Source organism: Hydrogenophaga electricum (assembly GCF_030160815.1).
Taxonomy (GTDB): Bacteria; Pseudomonadota; Gammaproteobacteria; order Burkholderiales; family Burkholderiaceae_C; genus Hydrogenophaga; species Hydrogenophaga electricum.
On sequence record NZ_BSPB01000077.1, the window covers coordinates 1 to 11,908 of the forward strand.

The window sequence follows — 11,908 nt, forward strand, 5'->3', positions numbered from 1 at the left end:
GGCCTACTACAACGCCCGCAGGCCTCACTCGGCACTGGGCTACAAGCCTCCAGCATCCCGGCTCTCCGGGAACAACCTATTGCAACTCAACATCTAGTGCAACCGCTGTGCCAGGGTGGCGAGCTTCAGGTCAACGCATGCAAGCTGTTGATTTTGTGGATTTATGGGGGTGGTGAGCACAGGCGCCGGGGCGTGGTCTCGGCTGAAATGACATTGGGTTAACACAATGTCAACAAAATGGCGAAGTGCGTGGATTGAGAGGCCCGGCGGGGTGGGCCGGGTCAGGGGGCCAATAGAGAAACCGGCTGGCACTCTGCGCCTGGTTGTGGGGGGATGGCGAAGTCTGACGCTCGTTCGCCCGCATGTTGACAAAGGCCTCCATGTCGGCGGCCCCATCTCGCGCGGATGACGTATCACCCTGCCGTGGCCATGCCAGCGAATGAAAAGCTTCACCCAATACAGATAGGATTTTTTGTCTGAAGGCTATAGTGCAGATACCGGATGCGTTTCAGAAGCCGGTCCAACGGCCTGGTGGAGGTAAAGAAGGCGTGCCGGGTTTCATTGCTGCTTTATGCTTGTATGAAAAAACAGCATCAAGCGCGCAAGCCCGTGACCTATCAACGTTTTGGGGAGGAAACTGTGGCCAGAATATCCCGCACCGTTCAGCTTATCTCGCAGTTTCTGCGGGATACATTGCGTTAGGCATTATGAGTCTCAGCAGTGCACTTAGCCTCCTGTTAGAGGAATACCCGAAAGCAGTTACTCAGCCTTTCGCCGGGCATCCTATGGCGGCCTTAATTCGCGAAGATCTCCCGCGCGCTATGGACGAGGTACTCAATGGAAATCCGAGGTACATCACGAACGGGAGTCCCGGTCAAGGAAATTGGGCAAGAACCCCATGGGCTTCGGTCTTCGATCGCTTTGTCACCGAGAGTGCCCAAGATGGCTATTACATCGTCTACCTCGTCAAGGAAGATTTTTCGGGCCTGTATATATCTCTAAATCAAGGCGTCACGAGTGCGAAGAAGCAATACGGATCCGAAGCCAAGGCAGCTCTTAGAGTGCGTGCTTCTGACTTCCTCGCTCGCCTTGGACCCCTCCCCGCCGGGGTGAGTACTGATGCGATTGATCTTGCCGTCAGCTCGGCAAGCAACCTCAGCTCCTTCTATGAAGCTGGCAACATCTGCTCTATCTTCTACAAAGGTAGAGCCATACCGGATGACGCCCAACTCGCCAACGATCTAGCGTCCTTTGTAAACCTGTATTTCCTGTTGGTATCGCGTGAACCCCAACTTTTTGAACGCGCGGAAGCGGAAGACGATGAAGTGGTTCTAGGCGAAGAAGACCTAACCAAGTTGCGTGAGCACAAGCGCATTGAGAGGAACCGAAAGCTTGCTCGTAAGGCAAAGCTTCATCACGGCTACACCTGCAAGGCTTGCGGGTTTGACTTTCAGGCCAAGTACGGAGCCATAGGAAAGGACTTCATTGAAGCCCATCACCTCACGCCGCTCGCTGATTTAAAAGGGCAACGACTGAGCTTGAACGCAAAAACTGATTTCACAGTCCTGTGCTCCAACTGCCACCGAATTATTCATCGCACCTCTTTCGTCAACAGCGTGGAAGAGTTTCGCAGCCATTACCTCGTTAAAAATAATGCCTAACTGGTCGGTCAAGCGGACGCCAACGCTGGCCATGCCTTCGGCATTTTCACGGCCAGTTTCGGTACCCTGCAGTCGCTGCGCTCCTTCCGGCGCCGCTTACCTTGGGCATTAGCTGCTCATGAACCGACGCCGCGTCATACAGCAAGCACACGAACGGGTTCAAGTCGGAGCGTTCGTTGCTTGGCTGAATTCCAGGTATCGGGCCAAGTATGAAGTTGTGGCCGAACCGAATCCGCCCGAGGCGATCATTCGATCTGGGCGCACTACTCGATGGTTCGAAGTGACTGACGCTTTCTGGAGCGACGCCTTCGCGCCGGATGAATACTCCTACGCAACGCCCGGCGAGAAGCACAAGCCAATTGGAAATGGACCGTTCGTCGGACCCGACGCTCAATTTGCCGCGCGGTTTGTTGATGCCGTGCGAAAGAAACTCGAGAAAAAGTCGTACCTTCCCAGCATGCAGGCTTACGGACCAGGCTACCTCGTCGTCCCGATCATGTACCCGCTGTTTAACTCGCATTCGCTCTGGTATATGAAGCAGGCTTGGTCGCGCACTTGCATCAACGATCTTGGTTGCTTCCGGAGCATCTACATGTCGGTCCAAATGGGGCGAGGCCCCATCGTAAGGTGGTCCGAGTATGGGGCCGCAGCTAACATGGCAGCTTACGCAGCGGACCGCCTACGGCGGCCGCTGACTTCTGCGTTGAGCGTCCGCTCCTAACCGTTGGTCGACATGCCCACATCGCCGTCTTGGCCTGTGAGCCGGCAAGTAGCTTCTCCAGTGCGCCGCCTACAAGCAAACCAGATCGCCCGCATCCAGCGCCGGCGGGCGCGTCAGGTCGTTGTCGATGCCCATGACCTCGCTGGCGCGTTCGACGGCCCGCCACAGCAGGGGCGGCATTTTCAGAATCTCGTCGGGTGACGTGGCCTGCGTGATCCAGTGACTGATCTGCTGGTGTTCGTCCGGGGTCAGCAAGGCCAGGTGAAGCATTTCGTCGATGGTTTTCATGGGTCACTTCGCTCAAGTCTCTGGGAATGAAACGGATGCTGTCACAGATCGGGTGCGTCAGCGTTCATTTCAAGCCAAGCCGCCACGTCCGCCTCTCACCGCAACCCCGCCTTCTTCCCCAACCGGTACCAACTGCCGCAGCGTCAGCCCCAGGCTCTGGGCGCCGCGGCCATGGGTGCCGGGGTGTGGGGGCGGTTGCTCGGGCAGGTGCCGCGCCAGGCGTTCGATCACGTTGCCCAGCTCGCGGATGGCCGACCAGTTTCATGACCTCGCGCATGAGCAGCAGCTCCTGGGCGTGCCAGGCGGTCGGCGCGGCCAAGTCACCGGTGTCGGGCGGCATCCGTCAGAGTTTGGGGCAAAAGGGACATGCCCCCGACAAGCAATTTGCTCGCCAGCGCGGTGGCCGCCGAGCGGTCCGCTTCACGACGGCACGGTCCAGCACCGTGCCGTCTCGTGCACGCACCACCGGGCGCCATCCTGCTCAACCCGGTGGGCGATCAGGTACTCGCGCAGCAGCGCGAAGTCCATCGCGTCGGGCTGGACCAAAATCCAGCGGCGGTCCAGTCCGGCCGCACAGGCCGCCCAGTCGGGGTCAGCCGGCGCCACCAGCACCGGTTGGCGAGGGCGGGTGAAGGTGTGCGCCAGGTCGTTCCACAAGTTGGGGCTGGTGTGCCGGATATCTATCTCGGCGGCACCCGGCCCGGTGATGTAGACATGCTCCCGGCTTCGGGGGTGCGTCAGCGAGCGCACATGACCGAAGACGGTGTTCATCAAGCGGGCGATGCATTGCTCCGGATCGGTGTCGATGGGGATGACCAAAGCACCCTGCTGTGCCAGCAGTTCACGGGCCACGAACAGGTTCACCGTCAGTTCGGCCAGTGCCCTGGCGCGGTGCAGGACGAAGCCCAGCGGTGACGCTGCCGATTCCACCGCCGGTGGTAGTGTCTGCGCCAACCACACCAGGGGTATGCCCGCGCGCAGCGGGGCTTGTGATCCCCGGCCGCCGAGCAAGCCCAGCATGGCGCTGAGCGTGTCGCCGCGCAGCAGGTGCACGCGCGCGCTGTTGGGCCAATCGGCCGCCTCTGTGTGGGCGTCCTCCAACTGGGTCATGAGGTCCCGGGCGTGCCGGTGAGCAAAGGCCGCGATATCGGGCAGGTGGTGCAGCAGTGAGCGGTTCATGGCTTGTTCTTCCCTGGTTTTGTGAACAGAAAGTTTATCCAAAAACAAACCGAAAGTGTCTATTTGATGGCACGCCTTACTACGTTTCTGTTCATGAATGAAAAAGCGGAATTTGCCCAGCGGTTGCGCGACGCCATGGCGCAGGCGGGCTATCCCGTGCGCCCGGTGGTGCTGGAGCGTGAGTTCAATACGCGCTACTGGGGGCGTTCGGTCACGCTCCAGGGCGTGCGCCGCTGGCTGCGCGGCGAGGCGATTCCGTCGCAGGACAAGCTGCAGGTGCTGGCCGACTGGCTCGGTGTCGAACCCGAGGTGCTGCGCTTTGGCGTGGCGGTGCGGCAGTCGGTGCAGGAGCGCCGCCAGCGCTGGGAGGACGGGGCGGGTTACGTGGAGCGCGAAACCTTCGAGGCTTTCCTCTCGCTGCCCGCGCCGCAGCGCAAGATCGTGCGCGAGGTGATCCTCACGTTCGCCAAGGCGCACGAGAGCGACAACCGCTAAAATCGCCGCTCCTCAAGGAGCGCTGCAGCGCTGCCCGCCACCCGCTGGCGCCGGCGGTCGTCAGGCTTGAGGTTCCGGGCGTTCTCCGCCCGCCGGACCCACCGGTTTCCAACGGCGCTCACCAGTTCCCGATGTCTTCCCTGGTGAGCCCCATGACCGTTGTGACCGCCCCTGCCCCCGCTTCCGTTCGTCCCATGCTGCTGTCCGGCCTGGAGCCGCTGTTCATTGGCGAGGGCAGCCTGTTCGTCAACGTGGGCGAGCGCACCAACGTCACCGGCTCCAAGGCGTTCGCGCGCATGATCCTGGAAGGCCGCTACGAGGACGCGCTGGCGGTGGCGCGCCAGCAGGTGGAAAACGGCGCGCAGATCATCGACATCAACATGGACGAGGCCATGCTGGACAGCCAGGCCGCCATGGTGCGCTTCCTGAACCTGATCGCTGGCGAGCCCGACATCGCGCGCGTGCCGATCATGATCGACTCGTCCAAGTGGAGCGTGATCGAGGCCGGCCTGCAGTGCGTGCAGGGCAAGGGCATCGTCAACTCCATTTCCATGAAGGAAGGGGTGGAGAAGTTCAAGCACGAGGCGCGGCTGATCAAGCGCTATGGCGCGGCTGCCGTGGTGATGGCGTTTGACGAAGTGGGCCAGGCCGACACCTACGCGCGCAAGATTCAGATCTGCGAGCGCGCCTACCGCGTGCTGGTCGATGAAGTGGGCTTTCCGCCCGAAGACATCATCTTTGACCCCAACATCTTCGCGGTCGCGACCGGCATCGAAGAGCACAACAACTACGCGGTCGATTTCATCGAGGCCACGCGCTGGATCAAACAGCACCTGCCCGGTGCCAAGGTGAGCGGTGGTGTGTCCAACGTGTCGTTCAGCTTCCGCGGCAACGACCCGGTGCGCGAGGCGATCCACACCGTGTTCCTGTACCACGCGATCCAGGCCGGCATGGACATGGGCATCGTCAACGCCGGCATGGTGGGCGTGTACGACGAGCTGGAGCCCGAGCTGCGCGAGCGCGTGGAAGACGTGGTGCTCAATCGCCGGCCCGATGCGGGCGAGCGCCTCGTGGAAGTGGCGGAGAGCGCCAAGGGCGCGGCCAAGGACGACAGCAAGAAAAACGAATGGCGCGCGCTGCCGATCCGCGAACGCCTGACGCACGCGCTGGTGCGCGGCATCAACGAACACATCACCGAAGACACGGAAGAGATGTGGCAGCTCATCCAGGCCGAGGGCGGGCGCCCGCTGGCCGTGATCGAAGGCCCGCTGATGGACGGCATGAACGTGGTCGGCGACCTGTTCGGCCAGGGCAAGATGTTCCTTCCGCAGGTGGTGAAAAGCGCGCGCGTGATGAAGCAGGCCGTGGCCCACCTGCTGCCCTACATCGAAGAGGAAAAGCGCCAGCTCGAAGCGGCCGGTGCCGACGTGCGCAGCAAGGGCAAGATCGTGATCGCCACCGTCAAGGGCGACGTGCACGACATCGGCAAGAACATCGTCACCGTGGTCCTGCAGTGCAACAACTTCGAGGTGGTGAACATGGGCGTGATGGTGCCCTGGCAGGACATCCTGGCCAAGGCCAAGGAAGAGGGCGCCGACATCGTGGGGCTGTCGGGCCTGATCACCCCCAGCCTGGAAGAGATGCAGGTGGTGGCGGCCGAGATGCAAAAGGACCCGCATTTCCGCGACAAACAGATTCCGCTGCTGATCGGCGGCGCCACCACCAGCCGCGTGCACACGGCGGTGAAGATCGCGCCGCACTACGCCGGCCCGGTGGTCTACGTGCCCGACGCCTCGCGCAGCGTGAGCGTGGCCCAGGGGCTGATCGGTGACGGCCGGGTGCAGTACCTGGCCGAACTCAACGCTGACTACGAAAAGGTGCGCCAGCAGCACGCCAACAAGAAGGCCGTGCCGCTGTGGCCACTGGCGCAGGCGCGCGCCAACGCCACGCCGGTGGACTTCAGCACTTACACGCCGCCCGCGCCCAAGTTCATCGGCCGGCGGGTGTTCAAGAACTTCGATCTGGCCGAAGCCGCCCGGTACATCGACTGGGGGCCGTTCTTCCAGACCTGGGATCTGGCCGGTCCGTACCCCGCCATCCTCGACGACGAGATCGTGGGCGAGCAGGCGAAGAAGGTGTTCGCCGATGGCAAGGCCATGCTGAAAAAGATCATCGATGGCCGCTGGCTGACCGCCAACGCGGTGATCGGCCTGTACCCGGCCAACCGCGTGAACGCGGACGACATCGCGCTCTACGCCGACGAAACCCGCCGCCAGCCGGTGCTGACCTGGCACGGTCTGCGCCAGCAGACCGAAAAGCAGGACATCGACGGCGTGATGCGGCCCAGCCGCTGCCTGGCCGATTTTGTGGCGCCCGTCGGCACGGCCGACTACGTGGGCGTGTTCGCGGTCACCGCCGGCATCGGCGCCGAGAAGAAGGAAAAGCAGTTCCTCGACGCGCACGACGACTACAACGCCATCCTGTTCAAGGCTCTGGCCGACCGCCTGGCCGAGGCCATGGCCGAATGCATGCACGAGCGCGTGCGCAAGGACCTGTGGGGCTATGCGGCCGACGAGGCCCTGAGCAACGAAGACCTGATCAAGGAAAAGTACCGCGGCATCCGCCCGGCGCCGGGTTACCCGGCCTGCCCGGACCACTCGGTCAAGCATGGCATGTTCGAGCTGCTGGCCGCCAGCGAGATCGGCATGGCGCTGACCGACAGTCTGGCCATGACGCCGGCCGCCAGCGTGAGCGGCTTCTACTTGGCCCACCCGGCGTCGACCTACTTCAACGTCGGCAAGATCGGCGACGATCAGGTGGAGGACCTGGCCGCGCGCAGCGGCGTGGACGTGGCCGACCTCAAGCGCTGGCTCGGCCCCAACCTCTGAGGACACACGCCGTGCGGCGCAGGCTGGGGGCGTGGGCGATGGGGCTGTCGCTGGCCCTGGCCGGTTGCGCCACGCTGCCGCCGCCCCTGGCCGCCGAGCTGCGGGCCGATCCGGCACAAGGGCCCGACCCCTACCGCTTGCGCACCCCGTCGCCGGTCGGACCGGTGGCCGCACCCGACGCCGCCTACCTCGCCCGTGCGCCGGACCCGGGCCAGCTCGTTTCGGGCCTGGTGCTGGTGTGGTCCAACCCGGGCGCCACGGGCCTGTTCGTCGGCCTGTTCGGCGAGCCCTTCATGCCCTGGACCCACATCGGTCTGATCGCGGTCGAGCCCGACGGCGTGTTCGTCTACGACACCAACGCCAACCTCAGCCTGACGGACCAGGGCCCGGCCACCGGCCACGAGGGGCGCGGCGTGCAGCGCATTCCTTACGAGCGCTACGTCGATTCGGGCCAGATATTCGGGCTTTACGCGCCGCCGCCCGATGTGGACACCGACCGCCTGCTGCAACACGTGCGCGAGCAGTACGCGCGGCGCACGCCGTTCGACGCCCGCTTCGATGCCGACGATCCGTCGGCGCTGTACTGCTCGGAGTTGGTGGCCCATGCCTGGGTGGCCGCGGGAGCGCCGCCGTTGCGGCCGGTACCCGCGCGCGACCACCGCAGCTACAACCTGGTGCGCCAGCTGCTCGGCATTCCCGACACCGGGTTCTACCTGCCCGACCAGTTCATCGACCCGCAGCGGCAATTGGCGCTGTGGAGCCGGACGCATTCGCCGGCCCGGATCGAGGCGCTGTTTGCGGCCCGGCGTGAACTGGCGCTGCGGCTGGCGCCCGACGCGCCGCTGGGCCGGCTGATCCGCTGGGACGACGCGGCCCTGTCGCTCTCGGCCGCCCTGCACCTGCGCGAAGCCCCGCAGCGCTTCGTCGACGCGGCACTAGCCGGTACGGCGGTGGCGGAAACCCCGGCGCAGGCCCGCGTGCGGGTGCACGCCCTGGCCGATGCGTTCTTCGGCCCCCTGCCGCAGCCCGCCGGGCGCCCCTGAGCTGTTTTTCGCGCAGCTTTCAGCCGCGTGTCCACTGTTGGGTGATGGTGCCCGCGCTGCCGCCCGAGAAGGTGAGCGTCAGCGTGTTGCCGCTGATGCGGTAGGTGGCGCTGCCATTGCCCACGAAGCTGATGGGCAGGGTGCTGCCACCCAGGGTGATGCCGCCGCTGGTGGTGGCGTTGCTGAGGGTCAGTTGGTCGCCGCTGGTGCGGTAGTTGCCGGTGGTGACGAGGGTGCCGTTGCCGGACATCGCCCCGGCTGTGCAGACCACCTCACCGCCGACGTTGAAGCTGTCGCCCGCCTCGAAGCGCAGTTGCATCAGGCCCGAGCAGTCGACGCCCGGGGTGCCCACGTTGGCGGTGTTGGCGGCGAGCAGGGCGTTGGCGTCGGCCTGCCACAGGCCCACCAGATTGGCACCGCCCGCGCCGCCGCTGCTGCCATCGCCGTCGCTGCTGCCGCCGCCGCAGGCGGCCAGGGAGAGGGTCAGGGCCAGCAGGCCCGCGTGGTGCCAGGTTCGCTGGTGTCGGATCGTCATGGGGCATCTCCCGTGGGGGTGGAACATGGGAGGCGATGCTAGAAAGCCCGGCGCCGGCGCACCAGTGACATTTGTCATGCGCTGCTTGTGCGCGGCCACACGGGCCGTCACGCGCCGTCGGGTGGCTGCGCGGCCGGCACCTCCAGCCAGAACACCGAACCGCGGCCGGGCCGGCTGCAAAAACCCAGCGGCCAGCCGAGCTGCCGGCACACACGCTGCACCGCGCTCAGGCCCAGTCCCAGTCCTGGCGCGGGCGGCTGACCGGCCGGTGCCGGGGCGCGGAAGAAGGCCTGGAAGACCTGGGGCTGGTGTTCGGCGGCGATGCCGGGGCCGGTGTCCCACACCTCCAGCCGCAGCACCGGGCCGCAGGCGCGCTGCCGTTGCCGCACGGCCACCAGCACCCCGCCGTGCCGGGTGTACTTGAGCGCGTTGTCGATCAGGTTGTAGAGCATCCGCTGCACCGTGATGCGGGGAGCGTGCAAGGCGCCAGGCAGGCTGTGGAAGCGCAGCGACAGGCCGCGCCGTTCGGCGATGTCGCGCCACAGCTGGGCGGCTTCGAACAGCAGGGCTTCGGCGTCGACGCGGTCGCCCGGCGCGGGTGCCGGCACGTGGTCGAGCTGGTGCAGGTCCAGGATGGCGTCGAGCGTCTGGCTCAGCGACTGCGTCACGTCGCCGATGCGCCGCGCGGCGGCGGCCTGCGGCTGGCCGTCGAGGGCCTGGGCCAGGGTCTGGGCCTGCAGGTTCAGCGCCTGCACCGGCTGGCGCAGGTCGTGGCTGGCGGTGGCGAACAGGCGGCTGCGTTCCTGGTGCAGCCGTTCGAGTTCGGCTTTCTGCTCGGCCAGGGTGCGGGCCTGGGCCGCCTGTTCGAGTCGCGCCCGGATGAGCTGCACCAGGTGGCGCTGCTGGTTGCGGAACATCAGCATCAGCGTGCCGGTGAACACCGCGGTGCTGACGGCCAGCACGGTGTCGGTCAGTGTGCGCTGCCACAGCAGCCAGGCCATCAGCAGCCCACCCAGCGTGGCCTGGAAGCTCAGGCCGGCGCGCAGCGAGAAGGCCAGGCCGTTGGCCGATCCGGCCATCACGCCGACCAGCATCAGCAGCATCACCGAGAGCTGGGCGTGGTCCTGTTCGGGCATGAGCATCCACGGCGCCAGGCCCCAGAGCAGGGCGAAGGTGACGACGTGGCCCACGGCGCGCCGCTCGGCCGCCTGCAAATCGGCCAGCGCTGCCTGTTGGTATTCGGGGCGCGTGCCGGCGTGGATGCGCAGCGCCTGCCAGCCGTGGATCAGCGCGGCCCAGGCGAAGCACCCAGGTGAGCGGGTGACCCACCAGAAAAACAGCCAGATCGCCAGCGCGGGGTAGAGCGTGGTGGGCAGCGAGCGCACGTTCTGCGCGAAGAAACGCCGCAGCCGCTCGGTCTCGATCGGTTCGCTCAGCGCATCCGCGTCGGCCATGGCAGGGCTCAGCGGCGGAACAGGGCCAGCAACTGGCTGCGGCTGTGCACGTCGAAGGCGGTGAACACGTCCGAGACGTGGTTGCGCACGGTGCCGTGCGACAGGCCGGTGTGCTGCGCGATGTCCTTGTTGGAGCGGCCTTCCAGCATCTGCTGCAGCACCACCAGTTGCCGCGGGGTCAGACCCGCTGCCGCGGGGATCGGAGCGGTGTGGCGCGCCAGCGGCGCCGCGGCGCGCCGGTACAGCAGGGGCAGGAGCGCCTGCAGCAGTTCGTCGCGCCGGCCGGATTTGGCGACGAAACCATCGGCACCCTGTTCCCGCAGGTGCTGGGCCACGCCGTCGTCGCTCAGCGCCGAGAGCACCACGATGGCGCTGGCGGGGCAGGCGCGGCGCATGGCCGACAGCGCGCTGAAGCCGCTGGCGTCCTGCAGGGTCAGGTCGAGCAGGATCAGGTCGGGCGCCTGGGGCCGCACCGCCTGGAGCGCCTGCGCGAGGCTGGCGGCTTCGGCCACGGTCACGTGCGGCCAGTGGGCCCGCAGGTAATCCACCAGCGACTCGCGCAGCATCGCGTGGTCTTCGACGACCAGCAGAGAGGTGCGGGGTGGGGTGTGCATGGCGGGACGTGTGACGATCCCGGATTGTGGGTGCTGGGGCTCGTTTTGGTGCACCACCCACCATTTGGGGGGTATGCCGCCGCCCGCGCCGCCCATGCGGACGGCGGCGGGATCAGCCGCCCGACCGCAGCGCGCGCCGGTACTGCACCGCTTCGGCCACGTGGCCAGGCGCGACCGTGTCGCTGTCCGCCAGATCGGCGATGGTGCGGGCCACGCGCCAGACGCGGTGCATGCTGCGCGCGCTCCAGCCGAGCCGGGCGGCAGCCGTGTGCAGGAACTGGCGCGCGGCGGTGTCGGCCTGCAATTGCCCGTCAAGTTCGCGCCCCGCCAGTTGCTGGTTGGGCTGGCCCTGCCGGGCTTCGGCGCGGGCGCGCGCCGCCACCACGCGCGTGCGCACGGTGGCGCTGTCTTCGCTGGGCGCGCTGTGCAGCAGCTCGGCCGGCGGCAGGGCCGGCACTTCCACGTGCAGGTCGATGCGGTCCAGCAGCGGGCCGCTCAGGCGCCCCTGGTAGCGGGCGATCTGGTCGGGCGTGTCGCGGCAGGCACGGGTCGGGTGGCCGAGGTAGCCGCAGGGGCAGGGGTTCATGGCCGCCACCAGTAAAAAACGGGCCGGGAACTCGCTTTGCATCGCCGCGCGCGAGATGCGGATGTGCCCGGTTTCGAGCGGTTCGCGCAGGGCCTCGAGCGCGGCGCGCGGGAATTCGGGCAGTTCGTCGAGAAACAGCACCCCGTGGTGGGCCAGGGAGATTTCGCCGGGGCGCGGGGGTGAGCCGCCGCCCACCAGCGCCACCGCGCTGGCACTGTGGTGCGGGCTGCAGGTCGGTCGCCGGCCCCACTGGTCGAGCGCGAAACGACCGGCCAGCGACGCCACGGCGGCCGACTCCAGCGCCTCGTGCGTGGCCATCGGCGGCAGGATGCCCGCCAGCCGCTGCGCCAGCATGCTCTTGCCCGAACCGGGCGGGCCGACCATCAGCAGGCTGTGGCCGCCGGCGGCGGCGATTTCGAGCGCGCGGCGCGCGGCCGCCTGGCC

General features: G+C 66.5%; 10 protein-coding genes and 1 riboswitch. Of the genes, 4 read left to right on the forward strand and 6 right to left on the reverse strand.

Going from position 1 to position 11,908, the window contains the following annotated elements:
- Nucleotides 1-488 precede the first annotated feature (488 nt).
- Nucleotides 489-1,661, forward strand: coding sequence for an MrcB family domain-containing protein (locus QQK43_RS21530; RefSeq protein WP_284309410.1), 1,173 nt, complete (start codon nt 489-491; stop codon nt 1,659-1,661).
- Between the two features lie 790 nt (nt 1,662-2,451).
- Here the strand turns inward: QQK43_RS21530 and QQK43_RS21535 are convergent.
- Together QQK43_RS21535 and QQK43_RS21540 are read right to left on the reverse strand one after the other, a co-directional pair.
- Entirely contained in the window at nt 2,452-2,670 is a 219-nt protein-coding gene (locus QQK43_RS21535; protein WP_284309411.1) for a hypothetical protein, read from the reverse strand.
- A gap of 420 nt (nt 2,671-3,090) precedes the next feature.
- The gene (locus QQK43_RS21540; RefSeq protein WP_284309412.1) at nt 3,091-3,849 is read right to left on the reverse strand and encodes a hypothetical protein; all 759 of its coding nucleotides are present in this window, start codon (nt 3,847-3,849) and stop codon (nt 3,091-3,093) included.
- Between the two features lie 93 nt (nt 3,850-3,942).
- On the opposite strand from QQK43_RS21540, the gene QQK43_RS21545 reads away from it, so the two are divergent.
- The 3 genes from QQK43_RS21545 (at nt 3,943) to QQK43_RS21555 (ending at nt 8,275) form a co-directional block, all read left to right on the forward strand.
- Nucleotides 3,943-4,344, forward strand: a complete 402-nt coding sequence (locus QQK43_RS21545; RefSeq protein ID WP_284309413.1) for a transcriptional regulator — start codon at nt 3,943-3,945, stop codon at nt 4,342-4,344.
- Between the two features lie 8 nt (nt 4,345-4,352).
- Nucleotides 4,353-4,471: riboswitch (S-adenosyl-L-homocysteine riboswitch) on the forward strand.
- Between the two features lie 25 nt (nt 4,472-4,496).
- On the forward strand, nt 4,497-7,232 hold the full coding sequence (gene metH / locus QQK43_RS21550; protein ID WP_284309414.1) for a methionine synthase: 2,736 nt from the start codon (nt 4,497-4,499) through the stop codon (nt 7,230-7,232).
- Between the two features lie 11 nt (nt 7,233-7,243).
- Nucleotides 7,244-8,275, forward strand: a complete 1,032-nt coding sequence (locus QQK43_RS21555) for a hypothetical protein (RefSeq protein WP_284309415.1) — start codon at nt 7,244-7,246, stop codon at nt 8,273-8,275.
- Nucleotides 8,276-8,294: 19 nt separating this feature from the next.
- Here QQK43_RS21555 and QQK43_RS21560 read toward each other — a convergent pair whose 3' ends face one another.
- The 4 genes from QQK43_RS21560 to QQK43_RS21575 form a co-directional block, all read right to left on the reverse strand.
- Nucleotides 8,295-8,810: a hypothetical protein gene (locus QQK43_RS21560; protein WP_284309416.1), complete on the reverse strand. Its 516-nt coding sequence runs from the start codon at nt 8,808-8,810 to the stop codon at nt 8,295-8,297.
- A 107-nt stretch (nt 8,811-8,917) separates the two neighbouring features.
- Nucleotides 8,918-10,264, reverse strand: coding sequence for a sensor histidine kinase (locus tag QQK43_RS21565; RefSeq protein WP_284309417.1), 1,347 nt, complete (start codon nt 10,262-10,264; stop codon nt 8,918-8,920).
- An 8-nt stretch (nt 10,265-10,272) separates the two neighbouring features.
- A complete protein-coding gene (locus QQK43_RS21570) occupies nt 10,273-10,878 on the reverse strand; it encodes a response regulator transcription factor (protein ID WP_234264560.1) in 606 nt (201 codons plus the stop codon).
- 112 nt (nt 10,879-10,990) lie between these two features.
- Nucleotides 10,991-11,908, reverse strand: a 918-nt coding sequence (locus tag QQK43_RS21575; RefSeq protein ID WP_284309418.1) for a YifB family Mg chelatase-like AAA ATPase, incomplete at its 5' end; no start/stop codon positions are given.